Source organism: Arenimonas sp. (assembly GCF_044348765.1).
GTDB lineage: Bacteria > Pseudomonadota > Gammaproteobacteria > Xanthomonadales > Xanthomonadaceae > Arenimonas.
This window is the reverse complement of the sequence record NZ_JBIKSE010000001.1, coordinates 1-18700: the sequence shown is the minus strand read 5'-3', so window position 1 is coordinate 18700 and position 18700 is coordinate 1. Positions and strand designations below refer to the sequence as shown.

The 18700-nt window shown below is 57.8% G+C and carries 20 protein-coding genes and 1 pseudogene; 12 read left to right on the top strand and 9 right to left on the bottom strand.

Features of this window, described 5'->3' with window-relative positions:
* Window positions 1–3 precede the first annotated feature (3 nt).
* The 8 genes from ACIQ0Q_RS00105 to ACIQ0Q_RS00070 all read left to right on the top strand — a co-directional run bounded on the left by ACIQ0Q_RS00105 (window position 4) and on the right by ACIQ0Q_RS00070 (window position 5375).
* Window positions 4–396, top strand: a complete 393-nt coding sequence (locus ACIQ0Q_RS00105) for a diacylglycerol kinase (RefSeq protein WP_395770923.1) — start codon at window positions 4–6, stop codon at window positions 394–396.
* A complete protein-coding gene (locus ACIQ0Q_RS00100) occupies window positions 396–1112 on the top strand; it encodes a TerC family protein (protein ID WP_395770922.1) in 717 nt (238 codons plus the stop codon). The genes ACIQ0Q_RS00105 and ACIQ0Q_RS00100 overlap by 1 nt, the downstream gene beginning before the upstream one ends.
* 42 nt (window positions 1113–1154) lie before the next feature.
* Window positions 1155–1772, top strand: coding sequence for a LemA family protein (locus ACIQ0Q_RS00095; protein WP_395770921.1), 618 nt, complete (start codon window positions 1155–1157; stop codon window positions 1770–1772).
* 4 nt (window positions 1773–1776) lie between these two features.
* On the top strand, window positions 1777–2643 hold the full coding sequence (locus ACIQ0Q_RS00090) for a TPM domain-containing protein (protein ID WP_395770920.1): 867 nt from the start codon (window positions 1777–1779) through the stop codon (window positions 2641–2643).
* An 11-nt stretch (window positions 2644–2654) separates the two neighbouring features.
* A complete protein-coding gene (locus tag ACIQ0Q_RS00085; protein ID WP_395770919.1) occupies window positions 2655–3134 on the top strand; it encodes a TPM domain-containing protein in 480 nt (159 codons plus the stop codon).
* A gap of 71 nt (window positions 3135–3205) precedes the next feature.
* Window positions 3206–4069: a prolipoprotein diacylglyceryl transferase gene (gene lgt, locus ACIQ0Q_RS00080; protein ID WP_395771001.1), complete on the top strand. Its 864-nt coding sequence runs from the start codon at window positions 3206–3208 to the stop codon at window positions 4067–4069.
* On the top strand, window positions 4066–4881 hold the full coding sequence (locus tag ACIQ0Q_RS00075; protein ID WP_395770918.1) for a thymidylate synthase: 816 nt from the start codon (window positions 4066–4068) through the stop codon (window positions 4879–4881). The genes lgt and ACIQ0Q_RS00075 overlap by 4 nt, the downstream gene beginning before the upstream one ends.
* On the top strand, window positions 4878–5375 hold the full coding sequence (locus ACIQ0Q_RS00070; RefSeq protein ID WP_395770917.1) for a dihydrofolate reductase: 498 nt from the start codon (window positions 4878–4880) through the stop codon (window positions 5373–5375). The genes ACIQ0Q_RS00075 and ACIQ0Q_RS00070 overlap by 4 nt, the downstream gene beginning before the upstream one ends.
* 33 nt (window positions 5376–5408) lie before the next feature.
* Here ACIQ0Q_RS00070 and ACIQ0Q_RS00065 read toward each other — a convergent pair.
* The 5 genes and pseudogenes from ACIQ0Q_RS00065 to lptD all read right to left on the bottom strand — a co-directional run.
* Window positions 5409–6218: pseudogene (locus ACIQ0Q_RS00065) on the bottom strand (symmetrical bis(5'-nucleosyl)-tetraphosphatase); the annotation flags it as partial.
* A 79-nt stretch (window positions 6219–6297) separates the two neighbouring features.
* Window positions 6298–7092, bottom strand: coding sequence for a 16S rRNA (adenine(1518)-N(6)/adenine(1519)-N(6))-dimethyltransferase RsmA (gene rsmA, locus ACIQ0Q_RS00060; RefSeq protein WP_395770916.1), 795 nt, complete (start codon window positions 7090–7092; stop codon window positions 6298–6300).
* Window positions 7089–8060, bottom strand: a complete 972-nt coding sequence (pdxA, locus tag ACIQ0Q_RS00055; RefSeq protein ID WP_395771000.1) for a 4-hydroxythreonine-4-phosphate dehydrogenase PdxA — start codon at window positions 8058–8060, stop codon at window positions 7089–7091. Before pdxA ends, rsmA begins: the two co-directional genes overlap by 4 nt.
* Before the next feature lie 5 nt (window positions 8061–8065).
* Complete coding sequence (locus ACIQ0Q_RS00050; protein WP_395770915.1) at window positions 8066–9373, bottom strand: peptidylprolyl isomerase; 1308 nt, start codon at window positions 9371–9373, stop codon at window positions 8066–8068.
* 45 nt (window positions 9374–9418) lie between these two features.
* The gene (lptD, locus tag ACIQ0Q_RS00045) at window positions 9419–11632 is read right to left on the bottom strand and encodes an LPS assembly protein LptD (protein ID WP_395770914.1); all 2214 of its coding nucleotides are present in this window, start codon (window positions 11630–11632) and stop codon (window positions 9419–9421) included.
* 66 nt (window positions 11633–11698) lie between these two features.
* On the opposite strand from lptD, the gene msrB reads away from it, so the two are divergent.
* Window positions 11699–12094 carry a peptide-methionine (R)-S-oxide reductase MsrB gene (gene msrB, locus ACIQ0Q_RS00040; protein WP_395770913.1) on the top strand — a complete coding sequence of 132 codons (396 nt, stop codon included), beginning with the start codon at window positions 11699–11701 and terminating at the stop codon, window positions 12092–12094.
* On the opposite strand, the gene ACIQ0Q_RS00035 is transcribed toward msrB, so the two are convergent.
* Both ACIQ0Q_RS00035 and ACIQ0Q_RS00030 read right to left on the bottom strand, forming a co-directional pair.
* Window positions 12091–12645 carry a cob(I)yrinic acid a,c-diamide adenosyltransferase gene (locus ACIQ0Q_RS00035; RefSeq protein WP_395770912.1) on the bottom strand — a complete coding sequence of 185 codons (555 nt, stop codon included), beginning with the start codon at window positions 12643–12645 and terminating at the stop codon, window positions 12091–12093. The genes msrB and ACIQ0Q_RS00035 overlap by 4 nt on opposite strands.
* Window positions 12645–13205: a DUF6580 family putative transport protein gene (locus tag ACIQ0Q_RS00030; RefSeq protein WP_395770911.1), complete on the bottom strand. Its 561-nt coding sequence runs from the start codon at window positions 13203–13205 to the stop codon at window positions 12645–12647. Before ACIQ0Q_RS00030 ends, ACIQ0Q_RS00035 begins: the two co-directional genes overlap by 1 nt.
* A gap of 92 nt (window positions 13206–13297) precedes the next feature.
* On the opposite strand from ACIQ0Q_RS00030, the gene ubiH reads away from it, so the two are divergent.
* From ubiH to ACIQ0Q_RS00015, 3 genes are all read left to right on the top strand, one after another.
* The gene (gene ubiH / locus ACIQ0Q_RS00025) at window positions 13298–14476 is read left to right on the top strand and encodes a 2-octaprenyl-6-methoxyphenyl hydroxylase (RefSeq protein WP_395770910.1); all 1179 of its coding nucleotides are present in this window, start codon (window positions 13298–13300) and stop codon (window positions 14474–14476) included.
* On the top strand, window positions 14473–15645 hold the full coding sequence (locus ACIQ0Q_RS00020; protein ID WP_395770909.1) for an FAD-dependent oxidoreductase: 1173 nt from the start codon (window positions 14473–14475) through the stop codon (window positions 15643–15645). The genes ubiH and ACIQ0Q_RS00020 overlap by 4 nt, the downstream gene beginning before the upstream one ends.
* A gap of 185 nt (window positions 15646–15830) precedes the next feature.
* On the top strand, window positions 15831–16691 hold the full coding sequence (locus tag ACIQ0Q_RS00015) for a sterol desaturase family protein (RefSeq protein ID WP_395770908.1): 861 nt from the start codon (window positions 15831–15833) through the stop codon (window positions 16689–16691).
* 3 nt (window positions 16692–16694) lie between these two features.
* Here ACIQ0Q_RS00015 and ACIQ0Q_RS00010 read toward each other — a convergent pair whose 3' ends face one another.
* Together ACIQ0Q_RS00010 and rlmM are read right to left on the bottom strand one after the other, a co-directional pair.
* The gene (locus ACIQ0Q_RS00010; protein ID WP_395770907.1) at window positions 16695–17756 is read right to left on the bottom strand and encodes a branched-chain amino acid aminotransferase; all 1062 of its coding nucleotides are present in this window, start codon (window positions 17754–17756) and stop codon (window positions 16695–16697) included.
* 10 nt (window positions 17757–17766) lie between these two features.
* Window positions 17767–18700: 23S rRNA (cytidine(2498)-2'-O)-methyltransferase RlmM (gene rlmM, locus ACIQ0Q_RS00005; protein ID WP_395770906.1), on the bottom strand; the 934-nt coding region annotated here is incomplete at its 5' end.

Sequence of the window (18700 nt, the reverse complement as noted above, 5' to 3'; positions counted from 1 at the left end):
GGCATGGCTGACAGTCATGATACGCATGCCCCGCGATCGCCGTTCCGCATCTGGCAGGCATTCCAATGGTCGATGAAGGGGCTGCGCACCACCTGGCAGGTCGAATCCTCCTTCCGTTTAGAGGTCTATCTTTGCGGCGTCTTGATACCTCTCGCCCTGGTTCTGGGGCAGAACGGGGTCGAGCGCTTCCTGCTGATTTCGGTATTGCTGCTGGTGCTGGTCGTCGAGGTGCTGAATTCGGCCATCGAGGCGGTGGTCGACCGTTGGGGGCCGGAACTGCATGCATTGGCCGGTCGTGCCAAGGATATGGGATCGGCCGCAGTTTTCCTCGCGGATGTCAATGTCGTAGTTTGCTGGCTATTGATTTTGTGGCCTTCCTGGAGCAATGATTCCTGATGGAGTGGATTTTCAACGGTGAAATCTGGATTGCGTTGGCGACGCTGGCGATGCTCGAAATCGTGCTCGGCATCGACAACCTCGTATTCATCTCGATTGCAGTCAGTAAACTGCCGCCGGAACACCGTCCAGCAGCACGTAAATTCGGTCTGATGCTGGCCTGCATCACCCGGATCATGCTGTTGCTGTCGTTGGCTTATCTGGCACGCATGCAGACTAATCTGTTTTCCCTATTCGGCCAGAACTTCTCAGTCCGCGACCTGGTGCTGATCGGCGGTGGCTTGTTCCTGCTAGTCAAAGGCACTCTTGAAATCCACGATTCGGTCGAGGGGCGCGGTGAGGAAGAAGATATCGATACCAAGCCCTCGGCGGTGTTCGGTTATGTGATTGCCCAGATCGCTGTCATCGACATCGTATTTTCGCTCGATTCCGTGATTACCGCGGTCGGCATGGTCGATAACCGGGCCGTAATGATCGCCGCTATAATCATCGCGGTAGGCGTCATGATTTTCGCCTCTAATCCGATTGGCGATTTCATTGACCGGCATCCGACCGTCAAGATGCTGGCGCTGGCCTTCATCATCCTGGTGGGCGTTGCCCTGATTGCCGATGGTTTCGGCATCCACATCGAGCGCAGCCTTCTGTATTTCGCAATGGCATTCTCGGCGTCTGTCGAGGTGCTGAATATTCTGACGCGACGGCGGCAAAAACGCTGATTTTGGGGTAGGATATGGCCATCCCGTCACGCGAGGTGTGCCATGCAACGATTCCGCCTGTTTTTCCTCATCGTCCTGTCCGCGATGCTGTCCGGTTGCGGCTATAACACCATCCAGCAACAGGATGAAGCCGTCAAAGCGCAATGGTCTGAAGTGCTGAATCAATACCAGCGCAGGGCCGACCTGGTCCCGAATCTGGTGGCTACCGTCAAGGGTTTCGCCGCCCAGGAAGAACGCGTGCTGACGGAAGTCACCAACGCCCGTTCACGCGTTGGTCAGATGAATATCAGTGCCGACCAGGCTTCGGATCCGGAAACCCTGAAGAAATTCCAGGCTGCCCAGGGTGAGCTCTCGGGTGCGCTGTCTCGACTGCTGGTGGTTTCGGAGAACTATCCCGAACTGAAGTCGAATGAAAACTTCCGCGATCTGCAGGTGCAGCTCGAGGGCACCGAGAACCGCGTTACTGTCGCCCGTAACCGCTACATCCAATCGGTGCAGGCTTACAACACACACATCCGCCAGTTTCCGGTGAATATCACCGCTAAGTTGTTCGGGTACCAGCCGAAAGCGAACTTCTCTGTGGAAAACGAGGCGGCTATTTCCAAAGCACCGACCGTCGAGTTCGCACCGGCTGCGCCGGCTCCCGCACCCGGCGGTTGAATCCATGCCGCGCGCCTTCGCGCTCTGTGGTCTGCTGCTTTTTTTCGGTTCTGGTGAAGGCCTGAGCCAAACGCCTGCTGTTGCCACAGAAGTACCCAAGCTGGCGCAGCATGTCACCGATACCACCGGCACGCTCAGTCCCGACCAGGTGGCCGAGCTCGACCAGCGCCTGGCAGAGTTCGAGAAGCGCAAGGGCAGTCAGGTCGCGGTTTACATGATTCCGACCCTGAATGGCCAATCGCTTGAGGACGCTGCTCTGGCGGCCGCCGAAAAAAACAGATTAGGTCGCGCCAAAGTCGATGATGGCGTACTGTTATTCATCGCCAAGGATGACCGTAAGGTGCGTATCGAGGTCGGTTACGGTCTCGAGGGCGCGATACCTGATGCCAAGGCTGGACGTATCATCCGGGAATATCTTGCGCCGAACTTCCGCAAGGGTGATTATTACCAGGGCATCAACGAGGCCACCGGTGCCATCGTCCAGCTCATTGACGGCGAGGAATTGCCGCAACCCTTGCAGGATGAGCAGACCGATCAGCCGCCACCCGGCGGAGTGTTCGCCCTCTTCATCGGCGTGTTCATCGGTTTGATGGCGGCCGGCACCCGGATGAAGCCGTTGTTCCTGCGTCGCTTCGGCGCCGGCATTGTCGCCGGCGGTATCGGGTTTATTGTGCTTAGCACGATCGGTTACGGCATTCTGGCCGCCCTGATTGCCTTTTTCATCGCCAGTGCTGGTCCAGGCCGCTTCAGTTCCGGTGGTGGCAGCTGGGGCTCGTTTCCCGGTGGCGGTTCCGGTTGGGGTGGCGGTTCCGGTGGATGGAGCGGTGGCGGCGGTGGATTTGGTGGCGGCGGTGCTTCGGGAGGATGGTGATGAATCGCTTTATGCAAAATCTGTTCTCGGGCTGGTTTCACTTGAATCGCTGGTTTCCCTCGGGGCGTATGAAACTCATCCGGGATGTCATTGCCGAAGGCGAGCGTGGCCATGCTGGCGAACTCTGTTTTGCGGTTGAAGCACGTTACTCTCCGTTCGCTTTGATGGCCGGAATCCATACTCGTGCCCGCGCCGAGCAGGTGTTCTCGGCTCTGCGCATCTGGGATACCGCTGAGAACAGCGGTGTCCTGCTGTATCTGCAGTTGGCTGAGCGTCGGGTTGAAATCATCGCCGACCGCGGCATTGCGAACAAAGTGCCGCAGGCTGGTTGGGACGCCCTCTGTGCTGATTTTGCCGAGACCATGCGTCATGGTGAACCGGACCGGGCGGTTATGGATTGTCTGAACCGAATCAATGCTTTGCTCATCCAGCATTTTCCGGCCACGGCTGACAATCCGAAAGAGTTGCCGGACGAGCCCATTATCCTCTGAATCACCGAAATTCCGCTTACGCCGGGCCCCCATTTTCAGGCACAATAATGGCTGTACTCGCGGACATTTCAATGACCATCCTGCACGATATCGACCCCGTTGCGCTCCAGTTGCCGATCTGGCCCCATGGCATTCATTGGTACGGCATTATGTATCTACTCGGATTTGCAGCCGCGTTCCTGCTCGGCCGGCAACGCATCCGCGCGGGAACCTTTGCCGGCATCGACGAAAACCGCTTCGGCGATCTTCTATTCAATGGCATGCTCGGTGTGGTCATCGGTGGACGTATTGGTTATGTATTGTTCTACGGATGGTCCGATTTCGTTTCCGACCCGCTGTTTCTGCTGCGCATCAACGAAGGCGGCATGAGTTTCCATGGTGGTCTACTCGGGGTGATGGCCGCCGTCGTGATCTGGTCGGTGCAGTCCAAGAAACATGTGTTCGATACCCTTGATTTTCTGGCACCTCTGGTTCCTCCAGGACTGATGTTCGGACGCATCGGCAACTATATCGGCGGCGAGTTGTGGGGACGATATACCGGCAAGGACTGGGGCATTATTTTTCCGCGTGCCGAGGCAGATCTGTACGGCCAGAGTGCCAACCAACTCAGGGTCCTGCATGAATCAGGACTACTCGAGCGATATGCCCGTTATCCGTCGCAGCTGGTGCAGGCCGCGCTTGAAGGCTTGCTGCTGTTCCTCATTCTGTTCTGGTATTCACGCAAACCCCGGCCGCGCTATGCAGTATCCGGTCTTTTTGCGCTGGGTTATGGAGTGTTCCGTTTCCTAGTCGAGTTTATCCGCCAGCCCGATGCCGATATTGGCTATGTCATATGGAACTGGTTGACCATGGGACAGCTGTTGTCCCTTCCGATGATTGCACTAGGGATTTTCCTGCTAGTCTTGTCGCGCCGGCAAAAGGAGCCCAAGGCATGAAGACCTACCATGCGTTTCTGCAGCATGTAATGGATAACGGACAGGATAAAAACGATCGGACCGGCACCGGTACGCGCTCGGTATTCGGTTACCAGATGCGTTTCGACCTTTCCGAAGGATTTCCCCTAGTGACCAGCAAGAAATTGCATCTTCGCTCGATCATCCATGAACTATTGTGGTTTCTCAAAGGCGAAACTAACATCGCCTACCTGAAGGACAACAAGGTCAGCATCTGGGATGAGTGGGCGGACGCCAACGGCGATCTTGGCCCGGTCTACGGCAAACAGTGGCGCAGTTGGGAAGGCAAGGATGGTGCGGTCGTTGATCAAATCAGCTGGCTGGTCGGCGAGATCCGCCGTAATCCCGATTCGAGACGCTTAATCGTGAGTGCCTGGAACGTCGGCGAACTTCCGCAGATGGCGCTGATGCCCTGCCACTGCCTGTTCCAGTTCTATGTCGCACCGCCGAAACAGGATGGTGGCCGTCCGCGCCTGAGCTGCCAGCTGTATCAACGCTCCGCCGACATCTTCCTCGGCGTTCCGTTTAACATCGCTAGCTACGCCCTGTTGACGCATATGATCGCCCAGGTCTGTGATTTGGATGTCGGTGATTTCGTACACAGTTTCGGTGATGCCCACATCTACAGTAACCATTTCGAACAGGTACACGAGCAGCTTTCCCGGATCCCGGGTCCGCTGCCTCAGTTGCGCCTAAACCCGGCCGTTACCAATCTGTTCGCTTTCACCTTCGAGGATATCGAGATCACCGGCTACGAACCACAGCCGGCCATCAAGGCACCGGTTGCGGTATGAGCCGCATCACCCTAATTGCCGCACTCGACCGGAAGCGAGCCATTGGATTCGATAATGCCTTGCCATGGCGCTTGCCGGATGATCTGAAGCGATTCAAATCGCTGACCATCGGCAAAACCGTGCTGATGGGCCGCAAGACCGCCGAATCGCTAGGACGTGCGTTGCCTGAGCGCCGAAATCTGGTACTGACTCGCAGTGGCAGCGTGCCGTTTGAAGGCATGCATGCCGTCAGTGCCTTGGAAGAGGCGTTAGCCCTTTGCGGTGATCACGAGTTGATGGTCATCGGCGGCGGCGAGATCTACGCGTTGGCGCTGCCGAGAGCCCAACAGATGCATCTAACCCATGTCGATACCGAGTTACCGCAGGCCGATGTCTGGTTTCCGTCGTTCGATGACAATGCATGGCTGGAAACATCCAGCCTGAGTCGCGATGCCGATGATCGGCATGCCCACCAATTCCGGTTCGCCGATTACTTTCGCCTGAATCTACCCTGAGGCTTAGTCCCGGCTTTTGCTGAAGCCATCGCTGCGTCCTGGCACCTGATGGATGCGCAGGCTCGGTCCGAGTTCCAGTGCGGTCAGCGTGCCGCCCCAGACTGCACCGGTGTCGATGGCATAAATCCCCAGGCCCATGAACAATCCGAGTGTCGACCAGTGACCGCAGACGATCGGTAGATCACGTTGGGCATGGCCCGGTGTCGAGAACCATGGATAGAATCCCGGTTGTTGCGTGCCCGGCTTGCCTTTTTCCTCGAAGCCGATACGTCCATTTGGCGTGCAGTAACGCATGCGCGTGAAGATATTGATGATGGCTCTGAAGCGGTCAGTACCGTTCAATTTCGGCGACCAGATCGGCAGGTTGCCATACATCGCCTTCAGATGCCGCGCCGCTTGGTCACTCTGCAGGATTTTCTCGACTTCGCGCGCGTGCGCCGAGGCCATATCCAGCGTCCATTTCGGCGAGAGTCCGGCATGCACCATGGCGAAACCAAGGGTCCGGTCGACATGGAACAGTTTCTGTCCGGTCAGCCAACCGATGAGTGCATCACGCTCCGGTGAAAAAAGAACCCGGTGCAAGTCAGGGTTGACTTTGTTCTGGTCGGCTTCGCTGCGTTGCGCGATAGCCAGCAGCGACATGTCGTGATTACCCAGCACGACCGTACTGCATTCACGCAGGGAGTGCACCAGCTTGAGGGTTTCCAGTGACTGCCCGCCGCGGTTGACCAAATCACCGCAAAACCAGAGATGATCCCGGGCTGGGTCGAATTTGATATGGTCCAGCAGCCGGGCCAGAACATCACAGCAGCCCTGCAAATCACCAATGGCATAGGTTGTCATTGAGTGGGTAATCCGAATTTTCAGTCCCGGTCATTATAGCGCCGGTGTGAGCCTTAAGCCTGCCTATTCAGGCTCTGCGCTAGACCGCGGCATCGGACAGGAAATTGGCCAGATGCACGAAGGAGGCCACCGGCAGCTGTTCGGCGCGGGTTTCCGGCTTGATGCCTGCCGCCAGCAATTGCTCGCCCGTACATAGACGGGAAAGGGCGTTGCGCAGGGTTTTCCGGCGCTGGCCGAAGGCATCGCGCACGACAGCTGCGAATAGTTCCGGATTGCGGATGACAATCTGGGTCGGCTCGCGAGGTATCAGCCGGACCACGGCCGAGTCGACCTTCGGTGGCGGATTGAAGCTTTGCGGGGGGACATCGAACAAGGGAATGACCTCACAGACCGACTGCAGCATCACGCTTAAACGGCCATAAACTTTGCTTCCCGGCTCCGCGGCCATACGCTCGACAACTTCCTTCTGCAGCATGAAGTGCATGTCACGGACATGTGTGCAGTGATCCAGGACATGGAAAAGAATCGGGGTTGAAATGTTATAGGGCAGATTTCCAACCAGACGAATCCGGTCTTCACCGGCCAGCTTGCCGAAATCGACCTGCAGAACGTCTTTATGCACGATGGTCAATTCGCCAATGCCATGCGCGGCTTCGCTCAGCGGAGTAATCAGGTCGCGGTCGAACTCGATCACGGTCAGACGGCCGTGTTTCTTAAGCAAGGGAAAGGTAATCGCGCCCTGGCCTGGCCCGATTTCCACCAACATATCGCCCGGTTTCGGATCAACAGAATGTAGGATGTGTTCGATGATGCTGCGGTCGGTCAGGAAGTGCTGGCCGAGGTTTTTTTTCGGCGGCGCCTTGAAATGGCTCATGCCGTTACTCCCTGCAGTGCCAGTCTCCGGCAAAGCTGGACGGCCTGCCAGAGGCTCTCATCGCTGGCTCTGCCGGTTCCGGCCAGATCCAGAGCGGTACCGTGATCGACGGCCACGCGCGGATAGGGCAGGCCGAGGGTGATATTGACGGCACTGTCGAAACCGGAGTATTTGAGTACGGGCAGTCCCTGATCGTGGTACATGGCGAGGATGGCGTCGTATTCCGCCAAGCGCGCGGGCAGAAAAGCGGTGTCGGCTGGTAACGGGCCTTGAAGATGAAAGCCCTCGGCCCGAAGCTTTTCCATTACCGGAATCATGATGTCGATTTCTTCACGCCCAAGCACGCCGTCTTCGCCGGCATGCGGATTCAGGCCGAGAACAGCCAGCCTGGGCTCGGCCAAGCCGAAGCGGCGGCGCAGGTCGTCCCGTGTAATGCGCAAGGTCCGTTCAAACAGAGCTGGAGTGAGGGCATCAGCCACCTCCCGCAGAGGCAGGTGGGTGGTCACCAGCGCCACACGCAGGAAATCCGTGGCGAGCATCATCACCACGGGAACACCAGCCTGTTTGGCCAACAGTTCGGTGGTACCGACATAGGCGATACCGGCGGCGTTGATTGCGGCCTTATGCGCCGGACCGGTCACCATACCGTCAAATTCACCCTGCATGCAGCCTTGTCCGGCGCGCAGCAGGGCTGCGATGACCTGGGCCGAATTTGCGGGCACCAGGTGTCCGGGACGCATCGGCATCGGCGCGGTGAAGGGCAGGACGGCGAGTTCTCCGAGAGCACATTCCTCGCCCGCCGCTTTGCAGTGTAGAGGAAGATTCAAGGTCTGTGCGGCAGCGTACAGGTGGGCCGGGTCGGCGAGAACGGTCAGACGGCAGGCATGCTCCCGTTGGGCAAGCCGGACACACAGTTCCGGTCCGATTCCGCCCGGTTCACCGGGAACCAATGCCAGGCGCGGCCGGATGGCCATCAGATCGGAGCGAGACGCGACTCGACGAAGGCTTCAGCACGCAACTGGCGCATGAAGCGTTCGTATTCTTCTTCTGCCTTGCGCTGGCCGATGGCTTCGCGGGCCTCGCGCCGTTTGTTATCGGCGTTGGCATCCGATGAGCGTTTGCCCAGACGCTTCATGACCAGGAAGCCGGCATCGGTCTGGAGCACCGGTGACAGCTCGCCATCTTTGAGAATGACGATTTGTGAACCGATCTGGGTGCCCCATTGGTTCTGGGTAAACCAGTCGAGTACGCCACCGTTTTCAGCATTGAGATCGGGGCTGGAAAACTGCTTGGCCAGCTTGCCCATATCCTCGCCTTTGCCGATCCGGGACAGCATTTCTTCCGCTTTCTGGCGCGCAACCTCGTTACCACCGACACGGACTGGATCGATCAGAATGGCCTGCGCCCGGTATTCTTCAACTTGCTTGACCTGGGAGGCATCCCGGGTTTCGGCCAGTTGAATTAGCTGGTAGCCGCTGGGACCGCGGACCGGCTGCGAGACATCGCCGGCCCTCATTTCCGAAATCATCGCGGTGAACTGCGGCGGAATCGAGTCGAACGTCCTCCAGCCGATGATGCCGCCCTCGAGGGCATTCTGGGCATCCGAGTAACGGATGGCGGCGGCCTTGAAATCCATTTTTCCGGAGGCGATCAGTTCGCGGATCCCATCGATTTTGCGCTTGGCGGTCGCCACCTGATCAGGGCTTGGGTTTTCCGGTAGTGCCACCAGGAGATTCGCCAGCAGGACTTCAGGACCGGCTGCTTTCTGGCTCGAAACATATTGTTCCACTTCCGAATCGCTGACCTGAACGCGACTCTGCACATAACTCTGGCGCAAGCGCTGCTGCAGGAGCTCATCGGTGAGATTGCTGCGGTAGTCTTCGAATGCGATGCCTTCCTGCTGAAGGCGCTGCGCGAACTGTTCCTGGGTCATTTTATTGGAGCCGGCGATGTTCTGAATGACCTGATTGATCTCGCCGTCGGAGACGCGGATTCCGATATCCTTAGCGCGGTTAATCTGCAGGCGCTGCAAAATCAGACGTTCAAGCACCTGACGTTCCAGTACGTTTTCTGGCGGGAGTTGATTAACCTGCTTTGCATACTGCGTTTTGATGTTGCCGATGGCGCGTTCGAGCTCACTGCGCAGGATGACATCTTCATCAATAACCGCCACGATGCTGTCGATGGCAGTGCTGGCTTGTGTATTCTGTGCTAAGGCGGCATCTTGGAGTCCGGGGCCGAGAAGCAGGGCAAGCACCAGGGATTTGGGGATGACAGACATGCAACACTCCGGTATCGGTTAGAGCGGAAAAACAGGGTTGGTACATCAATACGCTAGGATACCATTATCCTTGAACAATTCAGGCTGGCTGCCCATGCTACCCAAGCCGTTCAGCTCGAGTTCCAAGAACACACCGGTATTCTCGCGGCTGTCGAAACTGCGGATATACCTGCGCCCGAATACCCGGAATGCCATACAGCAACTGCGCCATTCGAAGCCCAGCAGGCTGTCGAGGTTCTGGTTGTCGCGTAACGAATAATTCCAACGCCCCATGACACGCCAGTTGTCGTTGATGGGTAGGACAATAGCAAAGTCTGTTTGTTCCGCAAAGTCCTTGCGGAAACGGTATCCGGCATTAAACTGCAGCCCGTTCGGGCGCGACCAGTAGCCACGGATAGAAGACAGCTCGGTGTTTCGGTCGGCCGGATTCCAATGCTGCGTCATGCCGATCTGCCATTCATCACTGAGCCGTATATTGGCCTCGGCAACCCAGGCCGAACCATCAGCCGGCTGGCCCGGTTCGCCAGGCAGGGTCACTTTGGGTGTCTTGAAGTAGGTGATGCGGCCCAGACTGAAGTTCATCCGCTCCTTTCCGGATTCCGAGCTGATAAAGCGGGTGGTCAGGGCTGTCGTCAGCTGGTTGGCATCAGTTTGCCGGTCCGCGCCGCCATAGCGGTTCTCGCGGAACAGCGAAGGCCACATGAAGGTCAGCGGCTGGGTGTCGAAGGCCGGGATGTCGGTCTGGTCGCGGTAAGGCACGTTCAGGTAGAACACACGCGGCTCGAGGGTTTGAATGAAATCCAGACCGGCAAAGGTCACCGGCCGTTCGAAATAAGCGCCGGCATCCAGACTTAAAACACTAAGCCCGCGGCTCAGTCGCGTGGGTGCGGTGACATCGAACGGATCGGGATCGATCCAGTATTCGGTCTGCCGCCAGCTCAGACTTGGGATGGCGAACCAGTTACCGCCATTCAGCGGGAATTTGACGAAGGGCGTGACATCGACACGGCGGCCATCGTTCAGGACCTCATGCTCGAAAACCACGGCCTCTGCATTCAGGCCAGCCTCCAGCCAGGGGCGAATCGGCTTGCTGCCACTCAAGGCCAGATGAGGCATGCGTCGGTAGGGTTCCGATCCTGGCATCTGGGTCGGATTGGCAATTTCCCAATTGGCGGCAGTCAGATCAAGATTCCAGTATTTGCCGCGTCCGTAAAAGCCCAGCTCGCTTTTCAGGAGGGGCGTCGAGGTTTCGGTGATTGCGCTGCCGAAATCGGAGAAGTAATACACATCGCTGGCCGTATTGAGTTTGCTCTGGAAATACCAAGCCCGGTTTATTGCCGTGAAGTGTTCCCAGCCCATCCGATAGCGATCTCCGCCACGGATATCATCACTGGGAAGATAGTTGCCATCGAAAATTCCGGCATTGTTCTGCGTCAAATAGCGAAATTCGGTACCAAGCATCCAGCCGCGTTCGCTCAGATAGCGTGGCGTCAGGGTAGCATCGAAATTGGATGCCAGATTTAGGTACACCGGTATCGAAATGTCAAAACCGTTCAGACTGTCCTGTCCGATTTTTGGAGACAGTAATCCGGAGGCGCGCGTGCTATCCGTGGGAAAGCGCATTGCCGGCAACCACAGAATGGGAACGCCGCCCACTTCCAGTTTGACGTTTTTTGCCACTCCCTGATGGGTGTTGTCGTTCACCTTGATTTCATCGGCGATGAATTGCCATTGTCGTTGATTGCTCGGACAGGTCGAGAAATTGGCACCGCTGAGGCGGCTGACGTCATTTTGTATGAGGATTTTATCGGCGCTACCGTTGCCATTGCTTTCATGGAACTGGTAGTTCAGTCCACTGAGGGCGATGTCACCGGTTTTCTGGTTGCCCTGGGCGCTGTCGGCAGTCATGCGCAGGGCCTTGTTTTGGAACCTTACCGGACCTTCGCTGCGATAGGTCTGGCTGGCATGATCGAAGCGCAAAGCGTCCGTGGCGAGCCATTCACTGCCTCTACGCAATTCAACATTGCCTGCGAACACGGATTGGTCACGCGTGCCGATGTCCAGATTATCGGAGATGATATCGGCAGGCTGGCTTGCGGGGTCGGTCGTGTCATCGGTCAGCGGCTGGAAAAGCGGTAGATACTCGGGATTACTGCACAATTGCCAATGGGAGCCGCCGACGGCTTCTTGATTCTGTGCCTGTGCATTCACAGTGCCGAGCAGGCTCAGACAGGCAAGGAATAAACGGGTTCGGCGCACGCATGACCCCAATCGGTAGTTATGCTGTATTTTACCCTTTAATAGCTGGCTTAAACGGGCTCCGAAATGACCGAATCCATCAAAACCGATGCCGAGTGGCGAGCACAGCTGAGCCCGGAGCAGTACGCGGTTTGCCGCTGTTCGGCGACCGAGCCGCCATTCAGTGGCAAATACTGGGATCACCACGCAGCGGGCATGTATCACTGCGTAGCCTGCGGGGCGGGGTTGTTCGCTTCTGACAGTAAATTCGACTCCGGCAGCGGTTGGCCAAGTTATTTCCAACCGGTGGATGCCAAGGCTCTAAAACTTGAATTCGACGACTCCCACGGAATGCGTCGCACCGAAGTGCTGTGTGCCGGATGCGGCTCTCATCTGGGACATGTATTTCCCGACGGTCCCAAGCCCACCGGTTTGCGCTATTGCATCAATTCCGCGGCCTTGGATTTCAAGCCGGCGGACTAGGATTTCCGGCGGTCATGGCGCCAGAGCACTTCCCCGTGGCCGCTGGCCCGGGCCAGAACGCGGGCCAACACGAACAGCAGATCCGATAAGCGGTTCAGGTAGCGGATTGCTTCCGGACGAACCGCATCATGGTGGGACAGGGTCACCACCTCGCGTTCGGCGCGGCGGCTGATGGTGCGGGCCAGATGGCAGTGACTTGCGGCCATGCCACCCCCCGGCAGGATGAAATCCTTCAGCGCGGGCAAGTCGGCGTTGAAAGCATCCAGTTGCCGCTCGAGATGGTCGATGTCGGCATCGAAAATGGCGGCATGGCCCGGAATGCAGAGCTCGCCACCAAGATCGAATAGGTGATGCTGAACCGATACCAGCAGGTCGCGGACCTCTTGAGGGACGTCACAAGCCAGAATCAGACCAATGGCCGAGTTCGCTTCATCCACCGTGCCGTAAGCGGTAACCCGCGCGGAATCTTTGGAGACACGGCTGCCATCGCCCAAGCCTGTGGATCCGTCATCGCCGGTCTTGGTGTAGATCTTGGTCAGCCGATTGCCCATCAGGCGGGTTGACGCATTTCCGGAAGACGCTGTTTCAGAAGCTCATAGCCGCCGAACAGGACAGTGGCGTAGAACAGTGTGCCGAGCAGGCCGTTCTGGAAGAAAGGGAGTCCGGCAACGTAAGCAGCCATCAAACCGGAAGCGGTCTGCGGAAAGAAAGCGGAACCATACCAGACTCCGAAGTTGGTCACCAGAAAGAAAATCAGGGCACCGGCAAGGCTATAGCACCCGATGCGCAACGCCGAAACTCGGCCACGCAGTCCGAATCCAAGCACGCTTAGACCTGCAATGGTCAGATAGACCAACCAGAAGCCAGCGGAGACAAAATAGCTGAAATATTCGCCGCCCATCATTACGCCGAGTGCCAGATCCGAAATGAACAGAGCGATCAGCGGAACCAGAAGTGCCAGTGATTTTCGGGCAAAATACGCACCGCCGAACAATGCCATGGCTTCGACCGGCGAAAAGTTCGGCGGATGCGGGATCAACCGTGTCAGGGCTACCGCCAGAATCATGCCGGTCAGCACAGTGAGATTGAGGGCAAGCGGACGGTTTGGCATACGATTCTCGAAGCAGGAAAAAGCAATCGGTAATAGAATACCTTATTCAGCAGGATTTGAGAGAACCCGTGGTGCCCCAGGCGTGTGAAAATGTGGATATCGCCATCGTTGGCGGCGGGCTGGTCGGATCCAGTCTGGCCTGTGCGCTCGAACGTTCTGGCTTGTCGGTGGCGCTGATTGAAGCGGCCGATACACCGGAGGTCACGCCGGGTTTTGACCAGCGAAAGTTAGCCTTGGCCCAGCGCAGCATCAATGCGCTTGAGCGATTGGGCGTTTTGTCCCAGTTGTCGGTTCCGCCGACACCAATCCTGCGTATCCATGTCAGCCGGGCCGGCGATTTCGGGCGTACGCTGCTCGATGCGGCCGATTTCGGGCATGCCGGATTCGGCGCCGTGGTATTGGCCCAGGACCTGGGGCTGGCCTTGGCCAAGCGCGTTCAGAGTCTGCAACGCACCCGCCGCTTCTGCCCGGCCCGAGTCTTGGCCTGCCGATTTTCCGCGGAGGGTGCCCATTTGACGCTGTCAGCCGCCGAAGGTGAAAAGCATATTGCGGCCAGGCTGGTGGTGGCCGCGGATGGCACGGATTCGTTCATTCGAACGGCTGCAGGCATTGCCACCCGTTCGCATGATTATGGGCAAACCTTGTTCGTATGTTCGCTACGGGCGGAGCATGCCAGCGATGGAACCGCCTACGAACGTTTCAGCAATCAGGGTCCCATGGCACTCCTGCCGATGGCCGATGGCGCATATGGCGCCATCTGTGGGATCGCCGGCGCCGATGCACCCGCAATCGCCGCCTTGGATGATGCTGATTATGCCGCCTATTTCCAGAGCCGTTTCGGCTGGCGGGTCGGGAAAATCCATGCAACCGGCAAGCGGACCGTTTATCCGCTGAAACAGATTGTGGCCGAGCGTTTGCATGCTTATTGCGCTGTTTTGATGGGCAATGCCGCGCAAACCATCCATCCGATCGGCGCTCAGGGATTCAACCTGGGTTTGCGTGACGCCCTGTCTTTGGCAAAGCTTGCATTGACCGAAGGCGTGCACGAAAGCACGGCCGCAGCCTACAGCGCATCAAGGCAGGATGACCGCTCGCGCACCTTGGCATTCAGCGATGGCTTGGCCCGCATGACCGCCAATCCGGGAGCACCGGCGCATGTCCTGCGTTCTCTTGTGTTGCTCGCATTGGGGACCGCACCTGCTTTGGCGGCCGGGCTGGTCTCGGGCGCCATGGGCTACCGGGGCTCCAGCCGATTCGAGGAAGTGCTGTGAAGGCGCTGGATATCATTGTGGTGGGCGGCGGTATGGTCGGCCTCAGTGCCGCCCTGATGGCAGCCCGGCAGGGCCTGCAGGTGGCGCTGGTGGAGGCGCATGCGCCGAAACCCTGGCAGAAGGAACAACCGGATCAGCGCGTGGTGGCATTGGCGTTGGACAACCAGGCGCTGATCGACTCCTTCGGGCTCTGGCAGGACGTACTCGACCGGCGTGCTTATCCCTATTCCACAATGACGGTATTCGATGCGGTCCATTCGACACCATTGCGATTCGATGCCGGTGAACTGGGTCGGCCGTATTTGGGACATATCCTCGAGAATGATGCCCTGGTAGAGGTGCTCTGGCAGGCAGTCATCCATGAATCCAATATCCTTCTGTACTGTCCGGATAAAATCGGAAGTCTGCATGAAACCGAATCGGAGGTCCGCATCGGCTTGCAAAGCGGCGTGGAATTGAGTGCGCGGCTTGCCATCGGTGCCGATGGCGCAAGCTCCCGGGTTCGGGAATTGCTCGGTATCGCAACCGAAGACCACGATTATGGTCAGAAAGGACTGGTGGCTTTCGTACACACCGAACGCACGCACGAGCATACGGCATGGCAGTGTTTCCTGGACAGCGGCCCCCTCGCTTTTCTGCCGTTTGGAGAGCACTGCTGTTCGATTGTCTGGAGCCTGTCGCAGACCGAAGCCGATAGGTTGCTGAAAACCGAGCCGGAGGTATTCTGCCAAGCGCTGGATTCGGCTTTCGCCGGTAAACTCGGCAAGACCCGCCTGCTTTCGGATCGGATCGCGTTTCCATTGCGTCGCAGGCTGGCCAAGACGATGATACAAGGGCGCACGCTTTTGCTCGGCGATGCCGCGCATGCCGTACATCCGTTGGCGGGTCAGGGTGTGAATCTGGGTCTACGTGATGTTTCCGCATTACGCGATGCCTTCACGGCCTCTGCAGGCAAAACCGGTGACGCCCTGGATGGCGCTCAGCTGGTGCGTTGGGCGCGGACGCGTTACTCGGAAAACACCGTCGCGGCACTGGCTTTTGAAAACATCAATCGGATTTTTTCGAACGATAATGTGGCGCTTTCTCTGCTGCGCGGACATTTGCTGGGAATCGGTGACCGCATCGTGCCCTTGAAAAACGCCATGGCGAGGTATGCGGCAGGGCTTTAACGGCGTTTTCTGCCTTGTGCCAAGAGAATCAATGCATTGCGTCAAGGTCGTTTCAGATTGCGGCTGGCTTCGGTCTGCGAAAAAACCGTCATCACATCGGACGCAGACCCTGAGATCAACGCATGGGCTTGCATTGAGTCCGGCTATCAGCTTTAATCGCTGGAATCCCTTTTCCAGGCCCCGCGATGAGCAATATCCAGAATCTATTATTGATCTCACTTCTAGTGGGTTTTGTCCTGCTTGAATACCTCCTCGGGCGGGTGAAATCATTTAATACCGGCAAGGGCGATAATGTCATTGACCTGCTCAGCATGCTGCTACTGGCCGGACTGACCCAGCCGTTCATTTTCCTTGTAGTCGGATCACTGGGCGACTACGCTTTTCCCGATTACCGCGACGCCCTGGCCGCGCTGCCTTGGTACGTCATGGCTACGATTCTGTTGATTGGCGATGACATGACCCAGTACTGGTGGCATCGGGTTTCGCATTCGCCGCTGCTCTGGCCCTTGCACCGGGCACATCATTCGCCGCAATACATGAGCGCTCGAATCATCTACCGCAATAATTTCTTCTATTATCTGTGCATGCCCGGATTGTGGATTTCCGGCATTCTGATTTTCCTCGGCTTCGCCGAAGTCTATCTGGTCTACATCGTGGTCAAACTGGCGGTGATTACCGGCGCGCATTCGGCAGTCAAGTGGGATGCGCCGCTCTACCGGATCAAGGTTCTGCAGCCACTGATGTGGCTGGTGCAACGCACGATTTCAACCCCGAGTACGCATTATGCGCACCATGCCATGTACGACAATGACGGCATCGGTCATTACAAAGGCAATTTCGGCAATTTGTTGTTCTTCTGGGATGTCCTGTTCGGGACGGCGCATATCACCCAGCAGTACCCTGCCGAAGTCGGGCTGCGTGATGATCAGTTGTTCGGCCGGGAGTCCTGGTGGGTGCAGCTGTTCTATCCGCTGTTCCGTTCAAGGCGTGCGCATTCAGCATTGATTCCCGGCGGCAAACCCTACGAAGAATCGACGCCCGTCTGACTTTCAGATGTCGACGCACCAGTTCAGTTCATCGGGCACATCGCCATGCTTGATGCCATCCAGATAGGCCTTGATGCGTTTGGAGACGATACGCTCTGATACCGGTGGCAAGTCCAAGGTTTCGCCACGGTAGCCGATGCGAGCGATCGGCGCAATGGTGGCGGCAGTGCCGGTGCCGAAAGCATCCTCTAGCCGGCCTTCACGGATTGCGCGGATCACTTCGTCCACCGAAATTCGGCGCTCCTGCACCGGAATTCCCCAATGCCTGGCCAGGTCCACTACTGAACGTTTGACCACGCTGCGCAGAATCGTGTCGGAGTCTTCCGAGGGCGTGAGGATGGTGCCGTCGATGACGAATACCACATTCATGGTGCCGGATTCTTCGATGTATTGGTGCTCCTTGCCGTCTGTCCAGATCAGCTGCTGGAAGCCCTCATCATTGGCGAGCTTGGTCGGTAGCAGTGATGCGGCATAGTTGCCGGCGGTTTTCGCCCGACCCACACCACCTTCGGCCGCGCGCGTGAAGCGTTCCTCAATTTTCACCGACAGCGGTTCGGCATAGTACGCGCCAGTCGGGCAGGATAGAATCATGAATTTATAGGTTTCCGAGGGCCTTACACCGAGGGCTTCGTCGGTTGCGAAGATGAACGGGCGCAGGTAGAGGGCTGCATTATCCTTGGCTGGAACCCAGTCGCGTTCGAAACGGGCATGCGCCTTGACCAGCTCGATGAAGGTGGCTTCAGGAATTCCGGGCATGCATAGGCGTTGACAGGACTCATTGAAGCGGCGAGCATTCAATTCTGGGCGAAACAGTGTGATCCGGCCATCGTGGCCACGGATGGCTTTCATGCCCTCGAAAATACTCTGTCCGTAATGCAGTGTGGTGTTTCCCGGATGCAGGCTGACCAGGCCGAACGGCACAATGGCCGGCTTCTGCCAGATACCGCCGCGGTAATCCATCATCATCATGTGGTCGCTATAGACGCGGCCGAACGGCAGATGGTTCCAGTCGATTTCCGCGATGCGGGAATTATCAGTACGGCGGGTGTCGATGTCGAGGGTCATGGCATTATCGTCATTTGAGGGCGTGCGCGAACACGGTGATTTCTTCGCGGTCATGATACAGCTGTCGTGCCCGGATGCGGACCGGGCGGCCGCATTGGCTCTGGAACAGGTCCAGACACAGTGCGGTTTCCTCCCAGCGTTTTTTCATGGGCAGCTTGAGATTGAAGATGGCATTGCGGCACCAGCCGTTGGCGAACCACTGCGCCATGCGTCTGGCAACCTTGCTGGGCGTTTCGACCATATCGCAGACCATCCAGTCAATCGGGCGTTGCGGTTGCCAGTGAAAAGCGTCGGCACGGATGTGTTCAATCAATCCGGTCGCCAGAGCATCCGGGTGCATCGGGCCGTTATCGATGGCACTGACCTGCAACTGATGCTTGGCCAGCACCCAGCTCCATCCGCCGGGCGATGCGCCCAAATCAGCGGCTTTCATGCCGGAGGCAATCAGATTGATCCGCTCTGTCGGAGTCATCAGGCAAAGGATGGCCTCGTCCAGCTTCATCGCCGAACGGCTCGGTGCCCGCGAATCCTGCTTGAGTCGTGGAATACCCATCGGCCAAGGTGAGCGGTCGTCTACGCTCGAGCTGGCCAGCAGAAGATGCCGGTTGCTCAGGAAAATCACATGCAGCTGCGGCAGTTTCGGATTCGGTTTTTCAGTCAGTAGGCCGCGCTTGCGCAGCGCCGGGCGCAGGGCATTACCGAAGGACTTGGCCAGCCCGGCCAGCGGGCGAGCGATATCGGAGTCGGGGGTTTCCATCGACAACTCGCCGTAGCGGCCCTTGCCGCCAAGGGCATCGATGACCGGGCTGATGCGATCGGCGATGTCCAGATTGGACAATTCATCAATCAGTGCGTATTTCTGCCGGGCAAAAATGAGCTGCTCAAGCCGGATGGCCTGGGTCAAGGTTTCCCGCGGCGCGCCAAGCAGCATAACGAAGGCACTG

Coding starts and splice junctions, on each gene's coding strand:
- ACIQ0Q_RS00050 (WP_395770915.1), bottom strand. CDS start 9,373: ATGTCTGTCATCCCCAAATCCCTGGTGCTTGCCCTGCTTCTCGGCCCC.
- ACIQ0Q_RS00070 (WP_395770917.1), top strand. CDS start 4,878: ATGAGCCGCATCACCCTAATTGCCGCACTCGACCGGAAGCGAGCCATT.
- ACIQ0Q_RS00100 (WP_395770922.1), top strand. CDS start 396: ATGGAGTGGATTTTCAACGGTGAAATCTGGATTGCGTTGGCGACGCTG.
- ACIQ0Q_RS00010 (WP_395770907.1), bottom strand. CDS start 17,756: ATGACCCTCGACATCGACACCCGCCGTACTGATAATTCCCGCATCGCG.
- msrB (WP_395770913.1), top strand. CDS start 11,699: ATGACCGAATCCATCAAAACCGATGCCGAGTGGCGAGCACAGCTGAGC.
- ACIQ0Q_RS00035 (WP_395770912.1), bottom strand. CDS start 12,645: ATGGGCAATCGGCTGACCAAGATCTACACCAAGACCGGCGATGACGGA.
- ACIQ0Q_RS00030 (WP_395770911.1), bottom strand. CDS start 13,205: ATGCCAAACCGTCCGCTTGCCCTCAATCTCACTGTGCTGACCGGCATG.
- lgt (WP_395771001.1), top strand. CDS start 3,206: ATGACCATCCTGCACGATATCGACCCCGTTGCGCTCCAGTTGCCGATC.
- ACIQ0Q_RS00095 (WP_395770921.1), top strand. CDS start 1,155: ATGCAACGATTCCGCCTGTTTTTCCTCATCGTCCTGTCCGCGATGCTG.
- ACIQ0Q_RS00085 (WP_395770919.1), top strand. CDS start 2,655: ATGCAAAATCTGTTCTCGGGCTGGTTTCACTTGAATCGCTGGTTTCCC.
- ACIQ0Q_RS00105 (WP_395770923.1), top strand. CDS start 4: ATGGCTGACAGTCATGATACGCATGCCCCGCGATCGCCGTTCCGCATC.
- rsmA (WP_395770916.1), bottom strand. CDS start 7,092: ATGAGCCATTTCAAGGCGCCGCCGAAAAAAAACCTCGGCCAGCACTTC.
- ACIQ0Q_RS00090 (WP_395770920.1), top strand. CDS start 1,777: ATGCCGCGCGCCTTCGCGCTCTGTGGTCTGCTGCTTTTTTTCGGTTCT.
- ACIQ0Q_RS00015 (WP_395770908.1), top strand. CDS start 15,831: ATGAGCAATATCCAGAATCTATTATTGATCTCACTTCTAGTGGGTTTT.
- ACIQ0Q_RS00075 (WP_395770918.1), top strand. CDS start 4,066: ATGAAGACCTACCATGCGTTTCTGCAGCATGTAATGGATAACGGACAG.